The organism is Bradyrhizobium icense, from assembly GCF_001693385.1.
GTDB lineage: Bacteria > Pseudomonadota > Alphaproteobacteria > Rhizobiales > Xanthobacteraceae > Bradyrhizobium > Bradyrhizobium icense.
The window spans coordinates 6853236-6871390 of sequence record NZ_CP016428.1 but is presented as its reverse complement, the minus strand read 5'-3'; the positions used below and the strand labels follow the sequence as shown (position 1 = coordinate 6871390).

Here is an 18155-nt window from a genome sequence, read left to right as displayed (position 1 = left end):
AGCAGCCCACTGGCGCGTCCCTGCAAGACCAATACCGAGCAGCCTATCAGTGCTGCCGAAGCCGTGGACGCTTATGAAGCCGATCTCGAAACACGGGCGCGCGCGCAGGCGCGCAAGGCATTGGCGGTCGAGCATCGGCGTCGCGCCGATTGGCGCAAGCGCGAACTGTCTGCCAACAGCTTTCAGACGGAATATCATCACAGCCACGACTTTCGGCGGTCACATTCCGCACATGATCTGGTGACGTGATTGTCTGGTCTACGGTCATTTGGATCGGCGGACGTACCCGATCCCGATGACCTAAGAGCCCCCGGAGATTACCGCTCCGGGGGCCTTCTTGCGTTATGAGACGGCCATGGGAGATTTTTGGCTCTCTAGCTTAGCGTTGGGCCCTGCCTCCGCATCGTCAACACAAGGTGTGACGGTAACCTCCATCACATTTATCGAGCTTGGCGGTATTCTCCAATGTGAGATGTCCTTCATTGAAATCTCCAAACTGAGAATACACGAAATGCCTTGCGGCATTTTCAAGTGAAACACTGATCGTTGCGAATAGGGATGATTGGCGGGCATGAAGAAAAAAGAAATCCAGATGAGGTTGTCAGGATCACCGGCATCGCCTTGGGATGAATCGGCTCGACCACCGCGTTCAGCGCGGTCGCTCTATTCATCAAGCACGGGTTCCCGAGCGTGTCATATCTGCTGCACTGTAAACGTATTTTCGGAGGTTCATTCTTATGCCCTATTTCAAAGGGAAAGCTCGGTAGCTTACTGCTTTGTTCCAACCCAAGGAGAGGCACCGTGGTGAAATTTCTGATCGTGACAGGTGCAACGCTTGCTCTGGTGACTGCTGCTGCCGCTGCCGACATACCGCGTCGCCAGCCCGTCTATCAAACGGCTCAAGTCGGCAAGATGCCGATTGGCAAGACACCAATCGGTAAGACCCCAATCGGTAAGACCCCAGTTGGTCCGGCGGTGCGGCGCTACTAATACGAGCTGTTGGCGCAAGTCTCGTACATCTGACCTTCATCGCCCACCTTTCGGACGGCAATTGGGAGAAGGCATGGCGAATGGACTGAACAGATTGGCGCTATGCCTCCTTGCGGGGTTCTGCACATCCGCTGTTACGCTCGAAATTCAATCAGCTTCCGCACGCGAGATTGAAACTCGCACCGGTTCGGAACGCTCCATTCCCCACAAGCGGGAGATCCACAAGCGCACCGCTGACGCGAATGCGCTTGCTTCCGGTGAAGCGCCCATCGAGTCGAAACCGGCCCGACAGTCGACTCGAAAGCCGGGGTCGGGATCAGCGAAGGGGCCGTACTATGTTGATTTCAGAGCCAGAACGGCGGCGAGCTGGGGACATGCTTTTGTCTGGTATGGGAAGACAAGCGAGCGAGCAGTTGAGGTCGCGGGGCTTACCCCCGCAGGTGACACCCTGCCTTATATAATTGGTCATTTGACGTGGGTGCCGTCCGAGACCGGGGCAAGCTACGGTGATCTTGATCCGCAGTACCTGACCGCTAGTTACCGGGTCTACTTGAATGAGCCGGACGCCAAAAAGGCTTTCGCATACATCAAGAAATTGCAGGCGAGTTCACCGGTCTGGAACGCCGAAACAACCAATTGCAACGCGTTTATCGGCAGCATCGCAAGTTTCCTGGGATTGAAAACTCCTGTCCGCTGGAAGCGTCCTGAGGATTACGTCAACAGCCTCAAGGAGATGAATGGCGGGCGCCAGATGGTCCAGTTGGCAGCAGAACAATAGCTCGCGTTGAGCCAAAAAACGCTGTTACGCCAACGCATTCTTGAGGCGTTTGGTGAGCACGTCTTCGAGTTCTTCCTACAACCGTTTACCGCCATAGGCGCGGCCCGTTATCGCTCACCCGGCCACCACGTGGACGGCGGGTCCAGTCCGGCCGCTGCGCCGGAAAGTCTACTTGAGCGACGGAAAAGCCCGCCGACCAGATCAGGTCTGGAGCGCGCGCATCCGCGGCGATTCGGCGCTGCCGGTCCCGAGCACCGCGCGGCGGTCGGCGACGGCGTGATGGAATTGTTCGAGCGCGAGGGCGATCACCGAGAGGTCGCCTTCCTCGACGGTGCCGTCGTCATAGCAATTGAACGCCTCGCGTAACATGCCGTCGGCTGCAGCTTGCATCTCGGCCAGCTCTTCCGGCGTTTCGGCCTTCCTTGCCCTGGAAATCAACTCAAGCAGATGATCGCGATGGGCGATGTACTGTTCGCGCTCGTCCTTATTCCAGTAATGCTTGAACCACGCGCCGGCCGAGCCCAGGCCCGACAGTATCAGGATCGCGAACCAGATGTAGTCGGTGTATTTTTCGAGGAAGGTTCGCTCGTTGCCGTCGATATAGGCCGCTGCTCCCGCATGCGCCGGCAGCGCCGCGTCCTTGTCGGTATCGGGCTTCTCGATCTGCGAGGCGGTCGGCAATTCACGCGCGAGCTGCTGGCGGTTGCTGAATAGCTGGCGGGCGAAGGCGGCAACCGCCGTGTCAGACAATGACTTCGGCGCGATGATCAGGTGGCTGACGGCAACGGTGTCGACCTTGTCCTCCGGCCGCTGCGGCGAAGAGCCGAAGATGCTGGCAGGAATTTCCTCGGATTCGTAGATCGGATTTTTCTTGGCGATCGCCTCGGAAACCTCGATCGGCAGGAATTTCGGCTCGCCGCGGACAGCCGCGGTTGCAGCGATCGCGTCGACGGTGATCTTGCTCTTGAGCGGGCCGACCGCCATGAAGGCGTCGACCGACTGATCGCGCGCCATTTCGCCGAGCTGATTGGTGGCGAACTGGCTGATCGCGACCCTGTCGGGATTGATGCCGGACTCTTTCAGGATTCCACGCAACAGCGCGATATTGGCCTGCGTCCGCCCGATCACGCCGACGCGGTGGCCGGCCAGTTCGTCGAGACTCTTGATCTTGGGCGTTGGCTGTTTCTTCGAGCCCCTGGCGGGACGGCCGGAAGGCGCCCACAACACGACGACGTTCTTGCGCAGGATGGCAACCGACTCGGCACTCGTCGGCAGGTTCAGGTCGCCGCGCGCGACGGCGAGATCGGCCTTGCCGGCCGCGAACAACGCGATGCTCTCCGCCGTCCCCTCGGTCGTGATCGGCGCCAGCCGCACCGAGCCGCCCTCGCGCGCAAACGTCTGCGCCATCAACTGGACCAGTTTCTGGTCGTCACTGCCGGCAGGGCCGACCGCTATCCGCAGCGTCGTCGGCCGCAGCACGTAATAGAGCGTGCCCGCCGCGACGCCGAACGCGAGCAGGCCGGCGGCAAGGATGAGAAGGGCATAGCTCTTCCGCTTTCGCCGCCGGCGTGATCGCGCAGGATTGTCGTTACGGCCTGTCATCTTGCTGTCACGTTACACGAAAATGCGTGGAGGGGACTTTAAAAACATCCTTACACATCGATGACGTCATACGCTTGAAATATCCATGGCTGAACGTCGGATTTGAGAATCATTAACCTCGGGTCCGGACATGAAGATATTGATTGCGACCGATGCGTGGCATCCGCAGGTGAACGGTGTCGTCCGCACGCTGACGTCGCTGGCGCGCAGCGCCTCTGCGCTCGACGCCGAAATCAGCTTCCTCACTCCAGACGGGTTTCCTTCCCTCGGCGTGCCGACCTATCCCGGCTTGCGCGTCGCGCTGCCGAACCGGCGCGAGATCGCGCGGCGGATCGAAGAGGCGGCGCCCGATGCCATCCACATCGCAACCGAGGGACCGATCGGCTGGATGGTTCGCGCCTATTGCCGCCGCCGCAAGCTTTCGTTCACCACGTCCTATACGACGCGCTTTCCCGAATATATCGCCGTCCGCACCGGGCTGCCGGCCGCCGTCGGCTATGCGGTGCTGCGGCACTTTCATGCCCCGTCTTCCACCGTCATGGTCGCAACCGATTCCCTTCGTCAGGAACTTTCCGCGCGGGGTTTTCGCAAGCTCGGCTTCTGGACGCGCGGCGTCGACACCGACTTGTTCAACCCGCATACGCCTGCGACGCTCGATCTGCCGCGGCCGATCTTCATGACGATGGGCCGCGTCGCGGTGGAAAAGAATCTCGAGGCGTTTCTGTCGCTCGACCTGCCGGGATCGAAAGTCGTCGTCGGCGACGGACCGCAGAAGGCGCAGCTTACGAAACAATACCCTGATGCAATTTTTCTCGGCGAGAAGAAGGGCGGGGAGTTGACCGCGCATCTCGCCGCTGCCGACGTCTTCGTGTTTCCGAGCCTTACCGATACGTTCGGCGTCGTGCAGCTCGAGGCATTGGCGTGCGGCACGCCGGTCGCGGCATTCCCGGTCACCGGCCCGAAGGACGTCATTGCCGGCCATCCGATCGGCGCACTCGACACCGATCTGCGCGGCGCGTGCTTGCGCGCGCTGACGATGTCGCGCGAGGCCTGCCGGAATTTTGCGCTGGCGCGCTCCTGGGAAAACAGCGCGCGGCAGTTCATCGGCAACCTGACCGCGCTGCAGCCGAGCCGCGCGCTGCGTCCGGCGCGCCGGGCGCCCGCTGCGAGCGCCGTGCAGGGCTGAACAGAGCAGTTCGACCATCAACACCAGTCATATGCGTGAGACGAAAAGGCAAACCAACCATGGCAGACATCATCAAGCTTGACGGCACGAGGCCACTCGATTTCGACCGCGAAATGGTCGAGCAGGCCTACGATCGCTGGGCGCCGGTCTACGACCTCGTGTTCGGCGGCGTGTTCAGCAAGGGCCGCAGGGCGGCGATTGCCGCCACCAACAAGATCGGCGGCCGCGTGCTCGAGGTCGGCGTCGGCACCGGCATTTCGCTGCCGCTATACGCGCCGCACCTGCGCATCTTCGGCACCGACATTTCGGAAGCGATGCTGGAGAAGGCGAAGAAGCGCGTCGATGAACTCGGCCTGAAGAACGTCGAGGGGCTCGCGGTGATGGACGCCGAAAACCTCGAATTCCCCGACGATTGTTTCGACGTGGTGATGGCGCAATATGTCGTCACCGCGGTGCCGAACCCGGAAAAGGCGCTCGACGAGTTCGCCCGCGTGCTGCGGCCGGGCGGCGAACTCATCATCCTCACCCGCGTCAGCGCCGATGCCGGCATGCGCCGCTTCATCGAGCGGCGGCTGCAGCCGGTGGTGCGCCCGCTCGGCTTCCGCACCGCCGAATTCGCCTGGTCGCGCTATGCGCAATGGCTGGCCGGCGCGCGCGGCATGGAACTGGCGGAGCGCCGCCTGGTGCCGCCGCTCGGCCATTTCTCGCTGGTGCGCTTTCGCAAAATCGACGTCGCCGCGGCTGCCTGACGCGCCTGATTGCGGTTGCGTCATCGCGTCACTGCGAACGGTCACATGTCATTATCATGATGTCACATGCCGGACATCGAATCTCAGTAGACCCGATCCCATCGGAATTTGGGGGAGAACATGATCAAGAACTTTCTGCAGGAACTGCGTACCCAGCGCTGGGACGACCATCGCTACTATCACCACAGCCGCATCAACCAGTCGCTGCACTTCGTCAGCGCGGCGAGCTTCCTGTTCGCCTATGTGATGCTGTTCTTCGATCCCGTGGTGTCGGCGCTGGTCGGCTGGCTGGTCTCGATGACAACGCGGCAGGCCGGTCACTTCTTCTTCGAGCCGAAGGGCTATGACCACGTTAACCAGGCGACCCACGAGCACAAGGAAGAGATCAAGGTCGGCTACAATCTGCAGCGCAAAGTCGTGCTGATGACGATCTGGGCGCTGTCGCCGCTGGTGCTGTATTTCAGCCCGACGCTGTTCGGACTGGTCGAGCCCTGGACCACAAGCGCCGACTTCATGCGGCAGGTTGCCAAGGTGTGGCTGGCGGTCGGTATCGGCGGATTGTTGTTCCGCACCGTGCACCTGTTCTTCATCCGCGACGTCGAGACCGGCTTGGTCTGGATGACCAAGATCCTCACCGACCCCTTCAGCGACCTCAAGCTGTACTACAAGGCGCCGCTGGCTCTCATGAAGGGCGAACTGATCGATCCGGGCCTGGAGAAGCACGTCAAGCACGCGTGATTGTTGCCGCTTGATCTAGCGAAGTCGTCATGGCCGGGCTTGTCCCGGCCATCCACGTCTTGAACGTCAGAAGAACTAAGAAAGCAATTGTGAGGTCGTCATTACGAGCGAAGCGAAGCAATCCATCTCTCCTTCCGGGGATAGATGGATTGCTTCGTCGCGGAGCCTGTCATGGCGCGCATTCGCGCCACCTGTTGGCTCCTCGCAATGACGAGTGAGTAGCCGAGGCTATGACGGTAAATAGAAGAACGCCGCTAGCGCCCGAGCCGCTTGGCAAGCATCTCTTTCAGGATCCGCCGCTTGATATCCTTGTTGGTGAGCGAGCCGTCATGCCACCACCAGCCGTCGCGCTTCATCTTCTCGGCAGCCGTAACAAAGCGGTCGGCGACTTCATTGAAGTCCGCATCCGTGTAGTTGAGGCTGAAGATCAGCCGGCCGGTGCCGACCCAGCTCAGCGCCAACCCTTCGGCGCGCAGGTAGTATTGAAGCATCCAGTTGTAGCGGGACGGCTCGGTATATTGCACCATCCAGATCGAGGAGAGATTGCTGACGCGGACGGGCAGATCCTGCGCGGCCAGCCGATCGTTCAACGCCTTGGCGCGGCCGTTCCAGGTCTCATCGAGCCCCTGATAGACCGCATTGAAGTTCGGGCTGGCGAGGCGGCTCAAAAATTCGTCCATCGCCGTCATGACGTAGGGATGCGAGTTGAAGGTACCGCGGGCGAAGCAGACGTCGGCGGGACGATCATCGCGAAAACGCCGCATCAATTCCTTGCGGCCGCAGACCACGCCGACCGGCAGGCCCCCGGCGAGACTCTTGCCGTAAGTCACCATGTCGGCGCGGACGCCGAAATATTCCTGGGCGCCGCCGGCGGCGAGGCGGAAGCCGACGAAGACTTCGTCGAAGATCAAGACGATGCCGCGCGCAGTGCAGACCTCGCGCAACTTCTTCAGCCAGTCGGTGTAGGCCGCGCGATCGAACGCGCCCTTGCGGGAGGAGTCCACGAGGGCGGAATCGCCGGGCGCGTTGGCGTTGGGATGCAGCGCCTGCAGCGGATTGACCAGCACGCAGGCGATGTCCTTGCGCGTTCGCAGCACATGCAGCGTGCGCTCCGACATGTCGGCCAGCGTATAGGTCTCGTGCGGCGATACGGGATTGCCGACGCCTGGCTGCACGTCGCCCCACCAGCCGTGATAGGCGCCGGCGAAACGAACCAGATGCGTGCGCCTGGTATGGTAGCGCGCCAGGCGCACTGCCTGCATGACGGCTTCGGTGCCGGACATGTGGAACGAGACTTCGTCGAGGCCGGAGATCTCGCACAGCCGGCGGACGTTGTCGGTGATGACGGGATGATAGGGGCCGAGCACGGGGCCAAGCGCGCGGGCGCGCTTTTCGGCTTCCGTGATGCACTCCTTGTAAAAATCGTTGCCGAAAATGTTGACGCCGTAGGAGCCGGTCAGGTCGTAGAAGGTGTTGCCGTCGACATCGTTGACGGTGACGCCGGCGGAAGACTGCATGAAGGCGCCGGTGCCGAGATTTTCCCGCACCAGCCGGCTGTACTGGAACGGCACCCGGTAGGTTTCGGTGAACTGCAGGTCGGAGATGTGCTCGGCCGCTTCGGCCGTCATCTTCCGTCCCTTCGCATAGCGTTCCTCGTAGAGGCAGGCGAGGCGGAAGAAGGCGTCCTGCCGCTGCATGGCGACGTCGACGGGGGCGCCGTCGGAACAGAAGAAGTCGTCGATGTCGAATTCATAATGCGGCACCAGCCGCGCGACCGTCTTGGACATTTTGGAATGTCCGGTCAGCGAGCGGTGTTTTGCGCGCGACAGCGCCAGCCGCGCCTGCAACTTGGGGAACACTGCCGCGGCGCCAGCGACCGCAGCCGCGGACAGGGAAAGAATCGGAAGGGACGAATCCATGCCTGAAGCGCTAGCCAATCCTGCTGACAGATTGATGACAATCCGGCGCCTGATCGCCCGCCTCACCCAGCAGGAAGACCTCAATTTCCTCCTGACCAACCGCATCCCGCGGGCGGCACTGACCCGCTTCATGGGCTGGTTCAGCAAGATCGAAAACCCGCTCGTGCGCGATGTTTCGATCTGGTGCTGGCGGCTGTTTTCCGATCTCGATCTGTCGGAAGCGAAGAAAGCCGAATTCAAGAGTCTGCACGATTGCTTTACGCGCGAATTGCGCCCCGGGCTGCGGCCGGCGGATCCGGACCCTGCCGTCGTGTCCAGTCCTTCGGACGGCATCATTGGCGCGTTCGGCAAGATCGCCGATACCGAGCTGTTCCAGATCAAGGGCGCGCCCTATTCGCTGCTCGACCTGCTCGGCGATCCTGCGCTGGTCGAGCAACACCGCAACGGCCGCTTCCTGACGCTCCGGCTGACGTCCAGCATGTATCACCGCTTTCACGCGCCGTATGACATGAGCATCGAGCGGGTGACCTTCATCCATGGCGACGTCTGGAACGTCAATCCGATCGCGCTGAAGCGGGTCGAGCGTCTGTTCTGCAAGAACGAGCGCGCGGTGCTGCAGGCGCGCCTGCCGTCCGGCGAGGCACTGACGCTGGTGCCGGTCGCCGCCATTCTGGTCGCCAGCATCCGGCTGCATTTCCTCGATCGCACGCTCAATGCGCAGAGCAGGGGACCGACGGTGTTTCCTTGCGATGCGAAGGTGCGCAAGGGCGACGAGCTCGGCTGGTTCGAGCACGGCTCGACCATCATCGTGCTGGTGCCGGAGAATTTCGAATTTTGCGACAACGTCGCGGAGGGAGGGCGCATCCGCGCCGGCGAACGACTGTTGCGAAAGCCACAGGTTTAATCTCGATTCTCCGGACTATTGTCTCTATATGCTCGCGGTCGCAGTCGCGAAACGCGGGAAGAGATCGATGGCGAGAGCGCCTGTCATGGCGGCGGGAGGAATCGTGTTGCGACAGGCGGAGCCGCCGCTGGTCGCCGTGGTGCGCCTGCGCAAGCGCAATGAATGGGTGCTGCCCAAGGGCAAGCTCGACGACGGCGAGACGCCACGCGCCGCCGCCGAACGCGAGGTGATGGAAGAAACCGGGCACGACGTTGCTGTGCATGAATTTCTGGGCACGCTGGCTTATGATGTCAGCGGCGGCGCCAAGGTGGTGCATTTTGGCGCATGGAAGCGGGCGAGATGCCGATGCGCAAACCGATGCGCGACGTGAAGGCGGTGGACTGGCTGCCGCTGGAGCAGGCCGTCGAACGGCTGTCGCGCGGCCATGAGCGCGCGTTTCTGGAAAATGTCGGGCCGATCGCGCTGGCGGCAGCGAATGGTGTGGAAGGCGCAGGGCTGCCGATGGCGGTGCAGCCTGTCGAAGTGCCCAAAGCCCAGCCCGTAGGCTTTTTTCAAAATCTGCTTCGGTTGTTTCGCTAACCCGCGTCCCGGGCGCGATGCAGCGCGCCAGCGCTGCGTCGCAGAAACGGGACCTACATCGCGTGGCACAGTGGACCCCGGCTCAGCGGTGCACCACGTCGTGGCGCACCGCGTCCGGGGAATGATGAGACTGGTAACGATTGGTAGTCAGCTCACGCGCTTCCAGGTCTGGCCGCCGCAGAACATGCCGCCGAAGGCGCAGCCCTGGACGCGCAGCGAACTGGTGCCCTTCAGCGCGATCGTGGAGTCGTATTTGCGGCCGCTGTCGGGATCGTGAATACGGCCGGTCCACTTGCTGCCCTGGGGCTTCATGTTGATCAGGATCCGTTCGCCGGTGTTGACGGAATAGCCGCACAGATTGGCGCCGCATTGCTCGATGCGAACGTTGCCCTTGTTCTCTTCCGTCGCCCAGACGCCGATCGGCGAATTCGGATCGGCAGCGGGCGCTGCGGCTGCGGCCGTAGCCGGCTGCGGTGCAGGCGCGGCGGCGACCGGGGCGGGCGGCGGGGGCGGAGTGGGCGGTGCGACCTCGGTTTGCGCCGGTGTTGCGGTCGCGACGGTGGTTTGAGCGGGCGCAGGCGTTGCTGTTGCTGGCGCGGACGCCGCAGGCTGCGGCGCGGCCGCCTGGGCCGGGGCGGGAGCAGACGGTTTCGCCGGGGTGGTGTCGGCGACGTCGTCGTCCTTGCTCTTCGAGCCCATGCCCTTGAGGTCGATATTGCCGAGCGTGCCGTTATAGCCGGGCGCGGTAATCTTGATGCAGGAAATGGCGTTGCAGTTGCGCGGCGATTCGACACGAATGCGCTCGCCATTGATCTGGAGGGTAATGCCGCCCGCATGCGCCGAGGTGGTGGCCATCAACAATGCGGCGAGGATGTACAGCTTCTTCATGAGAGCCTCCTGGGCGGCTTGTGCGCGGTGGCGGTGAACGTGGGCTGAGCCTACGCGGGCGCGGGGATGCGCTCTGTGATTCAGGTCACGAAGCATCAGGCAGTGCCGAAGCGGCTCGGTGATTCAAATCACATCCGGTCAAGGTTCCTCGCGACTAGTTTTCCGCCTCGCTCGCGGGAGGCTTCGATGAAACGGTTTTGTTTTCTCGCCGTGCTGATGCTGCTCAGTTCTTCCGTCCAGGCCGGCGGCTCGATTTCATTCAAGATCGGCGGCCATCGGGTGCACATCGAATCCTCCAGGCATTGCCGTTCGACGTCCTGTGCCTCGATGTCGGTCTCCAGAAGCCTCAACTGGCGCCACAAGCGCGACCGCTATGAAGAGGATCGCGACCGGGTCGCGCCGGCGAAGCCTGCGCCGCAAGCGGTTTCGCCGCCTGCGCCGCCAGCGACCACGCCACCGGCCAAGGCCACCGTCGTCACACTACCGCCGGCCGTCTTCACCCCGGCTGCATCGACGACGCAAATCGTCGCAGCGCCACCGCCGCTTCCGCCAGCGCCGCCGCCTGCGCCCGCGTCGTCTCAGCAGGTTTCGATTCCATTGCCACCACCACCGCCCGCGAAACCGGTCGAAACGGTGCAGCCTGCGCCGCCAGCTGAACGCGTCTCGCATCAGGCCGAGGAAGCGCCATCGGATTCTCCGATCGGCGATTGGCAGACCGAAGGCAAGGGGACGGTGCGGATCGCAAAATGCGGCAGCGCGCTGTGCGGCTACGTGCTCAATGCATCGTCCGAGAAGGGCGAGGCGATCCTGATCAACATGAAGCCGAAGGCGGAACGGCAATGGACCGGCAGTGTCTACAGCCAGGACAGCGGCGAGACCTATTACGGCACGATGTCGATGAAGGAGATCAACACGCTTCGTGTCGAAGCCTGCGCGCTTCTCCGTTTCTATTGCTCCGGCAACAACTGGAGCCGCGTCATGCGCCGCGCTGACAGCCTGGTGATGGTGTCCGCCGATCCGCGTTCGTAGATCGCACGAAAACGCCCGGTGACGCGGGTCACCGGACGCTTAGGTCCATTGTGTGGACGGGAAGTCTAGAACACGCCAAGCACAATCGCGCCGACGAAGGCGAATGCAACATACGCGGTTACAACGCCAAGTCTGCTGACGAGAGGACTTACGAAATCCATTGGGAAGGCTCCCTGGGTTCACGTCGTGCCCGCACCTAACACTTTAGGTTAGCAAAGCGTTCCCGACCCAAAAAGTCAGCGCTGCTGTCCATCCACGCGCTCTCCACAGGCCTCGGCCTCCGGCAACATGGTAAAAAAAACGTAAAATCAACATGTTGAAGAGTCTTTAAATAAATTGGTTGAACGTGCGCGGGATGACGCGCGGAGTTCGTTTGTATCTCGTCGGCTCCTTCGTCCTCGTCTCGCTAGCGGGTTGTGGCCGCGGATTTTTTCAGTCCGCCGAGCGCGAACCATGGCGTACCGAGGCCGAAGTCGCTTGCCTGAAGTCCGGCGCGGTCAAGGAGAGCCCGGAATTGGTTCGGATCGACCCGATCTCCGGTCCCGGCGTGTGCGGTGCGGAATATCCGCTGAAAGTGGCGGCGCTCGGCGAAAACATCACCTCTTTCGGCTTTGCCGACGAAAGCCTGCGGCCGCCGGCCAATATCGGCAATCAGCCGCGCTGGCCGATCGCGCGCGCCCCGGCGCCGGCTCCGTCCCAAGGAAACTATTCTGGAAACTATTCTGGGAACTATCCCGGGAGCCATTCAGGAAGCTATCCGGATCCGGCGCCGCGCCAGCCGAACTATGCCGCGCCGTCGAACGGCCCGATCTCGCTGTCCGCGCCGGGTGTGGCCCCGCAGCAGGATGATATCGATCTGCCCCCCGAAGGCGTGCCGACGTCGCGCGGCGGCGGTTATGCGGCGCAACCATCCTATCCACCGCGCGACCGTTACACCGCGCCTCCTTCCCCGCCGTATGCGCAGCCATCCTATTCGCCATCGCCGGCGGCGCCGCGGCTCGGTCCCGCGCAAGGCAATTCCGTCAGCGCCTTCGGTCAGGTCTCGATGAAGCCGCCGGCGACACTGGCGTGCCCGATCGTCTCCGCGCTCGACCGCTGGCTCACCGATTCCGTGCAGCCGGCGGCAATGCGCTGGTTCGGCGTGCGCGTCGTCGAGATCAAGCAGATCTCCGCCTATTCCTGTCGCGGCATGAACGGCAATCCGCATGCGCATATTTCCGAGCATGCGTTCGGCAACGCGCTCGACATCGCAGCCTTCACGCTCGCCGACGGCAGGCGCATCACGGTGAAAGGCGGCTGGCGCGGCGTGCCGGAAGAGCAGGGCTTTCTGCGCGACGTGCAGGCGGCCGCCTGTCAGCAGTTCAACACCGTGCTGGCGCCGGGCTCCAACTCCCACCACGAAGACCACATTCACGTCGATTTGATGCGCCGTCCTTCGCGTCGCACCATCTGTCAGCCCGCCGCGGTGTCGGGTGAGCAGGTCGCCGCGCGCGCCCAGCGTAATCCTTACGCGTCACGTGATCCCTATTCGACAGGATCGCTCGGCAGCAAAAAGCCCTGGTCGCGCTGGTTCAAGGGCAACAGCAAGGTCAACGAGGAAGACGCGTTCCACGATCATTGACGTCGTGCGAATTGTCCGTCCTACGATCACGTAATCGGCTAACGATCATGTGGGCAAGCGGCGCTCGTCATAACCGAGAAGTTCGTCAGGCATCCGGCCGGCGTCGGGTAACGCCGCATACCGCTCGCCGATCTTCATCAGCTTCGCAGCAACATTATCAGCGCTTCGGCGCCGGCGTTCTTGTAAGTTTCGCATCTACTCTGCCAGCCGCTCAAGCAAATCCCGTACCACGCCCTTCAGCAGATCGAGCTTGTATCCCGTCATCGGTAGCGGCTTTGCGCCCGCCGTCGCCTGCTCGGCGGCGCTGACAATGTTCGCTGCGCTCGCCGCGTTGCCTTGCAACACGGCTTCCGCAGCCGCAAGCCGCAGCGGCACCGGGGCGATGCCGCCGGCGGCCAGGCGGACGAACTGGAACGCGCCGTTCTTCACCACGGCGCGGGCGCAGAGTTCAACCAGCGGCCATTCGGCATGGGTGCGGCTGATCGCGCGCTTGTAGAGCCCGCGCTCGTCTTGCAGCGGCGAGGGAAGTGTGACGCTCTTGATCATCTCGCCTGGCTGAAGCGCATTGTCGGAGCCGCCATTGGAGCCGTCGCCGAGGAGCTCGCCGATCGTCAGCGAACTCCTCTGGTCGGTAGTTACTTTCGCCTCATAGGCCAGCAGCGCCGCCGCCATCGTCGAGGGATGCGGCGCTACGCACGGGCCAAGGTCGAACGCGACATGGTAGAGATGATTGCCCGATCGCGCCGGACAATCCGGTCCGCCCTTCCTGAGGCAGGCGATGTGCGGATTTCGAAAATACCAGCAGCGCGAACGTTGCGCGAGATTGCCGCCGAGGGTGGCGAGGTGACGGACCTGCGGCGTGGCCAACCCTTGCGCGGAGGCGGCGATGCCCGGATAGGCCGCGGCGAGGCGCGGATCGGCGGTGATGGCGGCAATGGTGGTGAAGGCGCCGAGGCGCAAACTGCCGTCGGTGTCCCAATGCATCGCAATCATGTCGGGTGCGGCGGTGATATCGATCAACGGTCCGGTCGAGACGCCGCTGCGGCGCCTCTCGCTGAGGTCGGTGCCGGCGGCGCGGAATTCGCCTGATTGCGTGGCGGTCATGGCTGTCGGTGTCATGCGGCGGCCCTCCCTTTGAGCGCGGCGACGAGACGGTCGGGGCGGATCGGCAGTTCGGTCAGCCGAACGCCGATCGCGCTGTGAATGGCGTTGGCGATCGCGGGCGAGGTCGGCACGGTTGCGACCTCGCCGATACCGACGCCGCCGCCGAGCACGTGGTCGTATCCGCCCTGGTCGAAATGCACGTCGATTATTGGTGTGTCGGCGATCCCGGGAATGCGATAGTCCTCCATGCCGCCACTGAGCACGTCGCCGGTACGGGAATCGACCTCGCGTGCTTCATAGAGCGCGTAGCCGACGCCCTGGATGACCGCGCCAGCTGCCTGGCTGTGCGCCAGCGCGGGCGCCACGATCCTGCCGACCGCGATGCCGGTGTGCACGTTGATGACACGTACGTGGCCGAGCCAGCTATCGACTTCGACTTCGACGACCTGCACCGAACTCGGCACGCCGGCACCGATCGCAAGGTTGGAGAAGCGCCGCATCATCCAGCCGAAGATCCAGCCCATGAAGCCGGCCTGCTTGAGCGGCGACTGGATGCCCGGCGCCATCTGCCTGGAGTCTTCCGGCCGCACGCTGGAAACGCTGAGGTCAGGCGAGGCCGCCAGCATTTCGCGCCATGGCGCATTGGAGCCGGAGACCGGTTGCCGCCTTGCGTTTTGCCGGATCGCGGTTTTCAACTGCTCGATGGCGAGCAGCATCGGCGGGATCACCGAAGCCGTGACCCGGCTGCCGCCCGAGCCCGGCCCTTCCGGCAGTTTTGAATCGCCGATCCTGACCTCGACCTCATGCGGCTCAAGTCCGAATTCGTGCGCGAGCGTATTGGCGATCACGGTACGGGTGCCGGTGCCGATGTCCTGTGTCGCCGTGCTCGCCACCAGCCGTCCGCCCTTTACGGCCACCTCGACCTTCGAGCCGGGCTGCCACAGATAGAGCCAGTAGCCGGTGGCGACGCCGACGCCGCGGCGATAACGGCCGCCTTGCGCAGCGACCGGCATCCGGTTGCGCCAGACCTCGAGACTCGAAGCCCAATCGTACAGCCGCTGGCGGTTGGGATCGGGATCCCAGCGCTTGCGCAGCGCGATCGGATCGACGTTCATGCGCAGCGCAGCTTCGTCGATTGCCTGCTCCAGCGCAAATGCCATCGGCGGCCCGCCGGGGCCACGGAAGGGGGCACCGGCCGGCAAATTGCTGATGACGTCGAAATCGGCGAGTTCCTTGCCTTCTGCGGGATAGATCAGGCGGGCGAGTGCCGCGATGGTCGAATTGGTCGCGGCGCCCGTGTCGGCATAGGCGGTCAATGAAAGGGCTTTCAGTTCGCCTTGCTCGGATGGCAGCAGTGCAATTTTCATTTCCGTCGCCGGCCGATAGCCGGTCACCGAAAGCTCCTCGTGCCGGTCGTAGGCAACTCTGACCGGCGCCTTGGCTTCGCGTGCGAGATCGATCGCGGTCGTCGTTTCCACGCCAAGCGCGGCCTTCGAACCAAAACCGCCGCCGACATGGTCGGCAATTACGCGCACCTTGTCGTGGCCGAGCCTGTAGCGCTTGGCGATCAGCTCCATCAGATGAAACACCGCTTGCGTCGAGACATGCACCGTGAGCCGGTCGCCGTCGAAACGCGCGACCGCCGCATGCGGCTCGAGGCAGGCATGCTGTTGCGTGCCGGTGCGGAAGGTGCCCTCCACCAGCAGTGGATTATTCGCGGAGCGCGCGCTGTCGATCCAGCTTCGCACCTTCTTCGGCTTCTTGGAGAACGCCGCCGAGGGGCCGCGGATATTGCCTTTCCAGGAAGCCGGCGCACCGCCTCCTTCGGAGACGTTGCCGGCCTTCTTGCGCGCGGATTTTTCGAACACGATGGGCGCATCGGCCCTGCGCGCTTCATCGAGCCCGATCACCGACGGCAGGCGTTCGCCTACGAGCTTGATGGCGGCGATGGCGGCCAGTGCCGTCCTGCGATCCCTGGCGGCGACGGCGGCGATGGGCTCACCGACAAAGCGAACGATGCGGTCATCGCCGAGCAGCGAGATCGCTGCACTCACACCCGGCATCGTGCGCGCCGCCGCCAGATCGATTTCACGGATGCGCGCATGCGCGAACGGCGAGCGCAGGATCACGCCTTCGAGTTGGCCGTCATGATGGATATCGACGGTATACTTCGCCGACCCCGTCACCTTGTCGCGCGCTTCCAAGCGCGGCGGAACGAACTCCTCGCCGTCGAAGCGGCCGGCGCAGGCATCTGCCACGGCGCGGAAGATGCCGTCATAGGCGCCGCAGCGGCAGAGATGTCCCGACAGCGCCGCGCCGATTTCCTCGCGCGACGGCAGCGCCGTTCCCTTGGCCGCGCGCCAGGAATCGTGAAACGCCACAGCCTCGACGATGAAGCCCGGCGTGCAGAATCCGCATTGCAGCGCATCGTGCGCCATGAAGGCCTTCTGCACCGGGTGCAGCTTTTCCGCGCCGATGCCTTCGACCGTGGTCACGTTTCTATCCGCGGCGGTGCGCGCCGGCATCAGGCAACTCACGGCAGGCTCGCCATCGACAAGCACCGTGCAGGCGCCGCAGACGCCGGCCCCGCACACAAGCTTGGTGCCGGTGAGGTCGAGCGCGTCGCGCACGACGTCGACCAGCAGCGCATCGGGATCATCGGGGAGGGGAGCGAGCTTGCCGTTGATCGTCATGGTGCTCATCTGCGATCTCCAGGTTTGCGGGCGGATTTCTTGTCGGTTTTCTTGGCTGGCTTCGGTTTGGCCCCGCGCGGCTGCTTCGCCGAGCCGACGGCCCCGGCGATCAGCGTGCGCAACATGATTTCCAGATCCTTCAGGAAGGCATCGGCCGGCTGCATCGCAGGGTAGGCGGATTTGGTGCCGTTGACCGCCATCTCCACGCATCGCGCAAGATCGCGCGGCGTCATGCCGGCGTTGAGAACGAGGCCCTGCTTGCGGCAAACGCGTGTGATCGTCGCATCGAGCTGATCCGCATAGGCGGCGGCATATTTCTGATAGAGGTCGCGCGCCTGCAGGAGATGTTCGGAGAACAGTTCCTCGACGTGGGGCGATCCGTCGAGCGAAGCGGCGAACTGCCCGAGCTTGGCGGAGACCGATGCGACGAGAATATCGGCGAGGCTGCCGCCTTGCTTCTCGGCGGCGCTGGCCGCGGCGATTTCGGCGGCGAGCGCTTCCTCATGCAGCAGTTCGATGACGGCGCGAAACAGCGCTTCCTTGGATTTGAAATGATGGTAGAGCGCCTGCCGCGTCAGCCCGGCGGCCTCCGCCGCCTGCTCGATCGACGAGCGCCGAAAACCGTGCCGGCGGAATACCAGCATCGCGGCATCGAGAATGCGCGTGCGCGGACCCATTTTACGAATTTGACAGAATTATATAAAACGTCAAGTCGGGGTGGGCGTCGTGGCCGCACATGCCCCGGACGCGGTGCACCACGGAGTGGTGTCGCAGAGCCGGGGCCCACTATTGCAGATAGGAAGAATTTGAAACGAACCGATGAGGGCTAGTGCGATCGCGGCCTACGCTGTTCGCAGGCCAACGAGACCATTGTATCAACGGGTTTTCGCTTTCGGCCCTCATAGGCCAAGCGGCTCCATCGAAGTCCCGCGCCGGTTGATGTGGCGACGCAGGCGCCGAAAGACCCGCACTGACGCGTCGCTAACGAACGCGTCAGCCGGGATGGAGGAAGAGTGCGAGCAGGAGAATGATCGACAGCGGCACGCCGGTCATCCAGAAAAGCGCGGTCTTGACGGACATCATCCCTGCCTCCGAGCGGAGATAAACTATCCAGCGTAACTTTGGTTCCTAGGCCAAGGCATTTTCGTTGATGTCCTTGCGAACCACAACCGTAACGTGCGACGGCGCCGTTTTGTTCCCACTCCTTGGCCGGTTCCCTGCGAACTGCTGCTGCGCCATAGTGGCGACAACAACGATGCATCAGCGTACTCGCCCAGCGCCACGTATTGCCAATTCTTCACAACTGCCGATCGGCGCAATCCAGTTTCTTGGAGCAATACTAATTCTAAACCCGTGATTGGTGCGCTGTTTCATC

At 63.2% G+C, this 18155-nt stretch carries 14 protein-coding genes and 1 pseudogene; 9 read left to right on the top strand and 6 right to left on the bottom strand.

The window, feature by feature from the left end:
- Positions 1-801 precede the first annotated feature (801 nt).
- On the top strand, positions 802-990 hold the full coding sequence (locus tag LMTR13_RS40035; RefSeq protein WP_083219308.1) for a hypothetical protein: 189 nt from the start codon (positions 802-804) through the stop codon (positions 988-990).
- Between the two features lie 73 nt (positions 991-1063).
- Positions 1064-1768 carry a hypothetical protein gene (locus tag LMTR13_RS31735; RefSeq protein ID WP_156795871.1) on the top strand — a complete coding sequence of 235 codons (705 nt, stop codon included), beginning with the start codon at positions 1064-1066 and terminating at the stop codon, positions 1766-1768.
- 201 nt (positions 1769-1969) lie between these two features.
- Here LMTR13_RS31735 and LMTR13_RS31730 read toward each other — a convergent pair whose 3' ends face one another.
- Positions 1970-3370: a TAXI family TRAP transporter solute-binding subunit gene (locus LMTR13_RS31730; RefSeq protein ID WP_065731199.1), complete on the bottom strand. Its 1401-nt coding sequence runs from the start codon at positions 3368-3370 to the stop codon at positions 1970-1972.
- A 130-nt stretch (positions 3371-3500) separates the two neighbouring features.
- Between LMTR13_RS31730 and LMTR13_RS31725 the strand changes: the two genes are divergently transcribed.
- The 3 genes from LMTR13_RS31725 to LMTR13_RS31715 all read left to right on the top strand — a co-directional run bounded on the left by LMTR13_RS31725 (position 3501) and on the right by LMTR13_RS31715 (position 6043).
- The gene (locus LMTR13_RS31725; RefSeq protein WP_065731198.1) at positions 3501-4556 is read left to right on the top strand and encodes a glycosyltransferase family 4 protein; all 1056 of its coding nucleotides are present in this window, start codon (positions 3501-3503) and stop codon (positions 4554-4556) included.
- Positions 4557-4615: 59 nt separating this feature from the next.
- Positions 4616-5305, top strand: coding sequence for a class I SAM-dependent methyltransferase (locus tag LMTR13_RS31720; protein WP_065731197.1), 690 nt, complete (start codon positions 4616-4618; stop codon positions 5303-5305).
- A gap of 120 nt (positions 5306-5425) precedes the next feature.
- On the top strand, positions 5426-6043 hold the full coding sequence (locus LMTR13_RS31715) for a hypothetical protein (RefSeq protein ID WP_065731196.1): 618 nt from the start codon (positions 5426-5428) through the stop codon (positions 6041-6043).
- A 254-nt stretch (positions 6044-6297) separates the two neighbouring features.
- Here LMTR13_RS31715 and LMTR13_RS31710 read toward each other — a convergent pair whose 3' ends face one another.
- Positions 6298-7962, bottom strand: coding sequence for an aminotransferase class III-fold pyridoxal phosphate-dependent enzyme (locus LMTR13_RS31710; protein WP_065731195.1), 1665 nt, complete (start codon positions 7960-7962; stop codon positions 6298-6300).
- A 34-nt stretch (positions 7963-7996) separates the two neighbouring features.
- Here LMTR13_RS31710 and asd point away from each other — a divergent pair, with 34 nt between their 5' ends.
- Complete coding sequence (asd, locus tag LMTR13_RS31705) at positions 7997-8866, top strand: archaetidylserine decarboxylase (RefSeq protein WP_065731194.1); 870 nt, start codon at positions 7997-7999, stop codon at positions 8864-8866.
- 67 nt (positions 8867-8933) lie between these two features.
- A pseudogene (locus LMTR13_RS31700) lies at positions 8934-9445 on the top strand (NUDIX hydrolase).
- A gap of 147 nt (positions 9446-9592) precedes the next feature.
- On the opposite strand, the gene LMTR13_RS31695 reads toward LMTR13_RS31700, so the two are convergent.
- Entirely contained in the window at positions 9593-10333 is a 741-nt protein-coding gene (locus LMTR13_RS31695) for a DUF2147 domain-containing protein (protein ID WP_065731193.1), read from the bottom strand.
- 186 nt (positions 10334-10519) lie between these two features.
- Here LMTR13_RS31695 and LMTR13_RS31690 point away from each other — a divergent pair, with 186 nt between their 5' ends.
- Both LMTR13_RS31690 and LMTR13_RS31685 read left to right on the top strand, forming a co-directional pair.
- Positions 10520-11362 (top strand): DUF2147 domain-containing protein, encoded by an 843-nt coding sequence (locus LMTR13_RS31690; RefSeq protein WP_065731192.1) that lies wholly within the window; start codon positions 10520-10522, stop codon positions 11360-11362.
- Positions 11363-11717: 355 nt separating this feature from the next.
- Positions 11718-12983: an extensin-like domain-containing protein gene (locus tag LMTR13_RS31685; RefSeq protein WP_065731191.1), complete on the top strand. Its 1266-nt coding sequence runs from the start codon at positions 11718-11720 to the stop codon at positions 12981-12983.
- 195 nt (positions 12984-13178) lie between these two features.
- Here the strand turns inward: LMTR13_RS31685 and LMTR13_RS31680 are convergent, their stop codons facing one another.
- Genes LMTR13_RS31680 through LMTR13_RS31670 form a run of 3 tightly spaced genes read right to left on the bottom strand, consistent with a single transcriptional unit; the run spans position 13179 to position 17457 of the window.
- Positions 13179-14102, bottom strand: coding sequence for an FAD binding domain-containing protein (locus LMTR13_RS31680; protein ID WP_065731190.1), 924 nt, complete (start codon positions 14100-14102; stop codon positions 13179-13181).
- On the bottom strand, positions 14099-16789 hold the full coding sequence (locus LMTR13_RS31675) for a molybdopterin-dependent oxidoreductase (protein WP_065731189.1): 2691 nt from the start codon (positions 16787-16789) through the stop codon (positions 14099-14101). Before LMTR13_RS31675 ends, LMTR13_RS31680 begins: the two co-directional genes overlap by 4 nt.
- Positions 16786-17457 carry a TetR/AcrR family transcriptional regulator gene (locus LMTR13_RS31670; RefSeq protein ID WP_083219307.1) on the bottom strand — a complete coding sequence of 224 codons (672 nt, stop codon included), beginning with the start codon at positions 17455-17457 and terminating at the stop codon, positions 16786-16788. The genes LMTR13_RS31675 and LMTR13_RS31670 overlap by 4 nt, the downstream gene beginning before the upstream one ends.
- Positions 17458-18155: the final 698 nt, after the last annotated feature.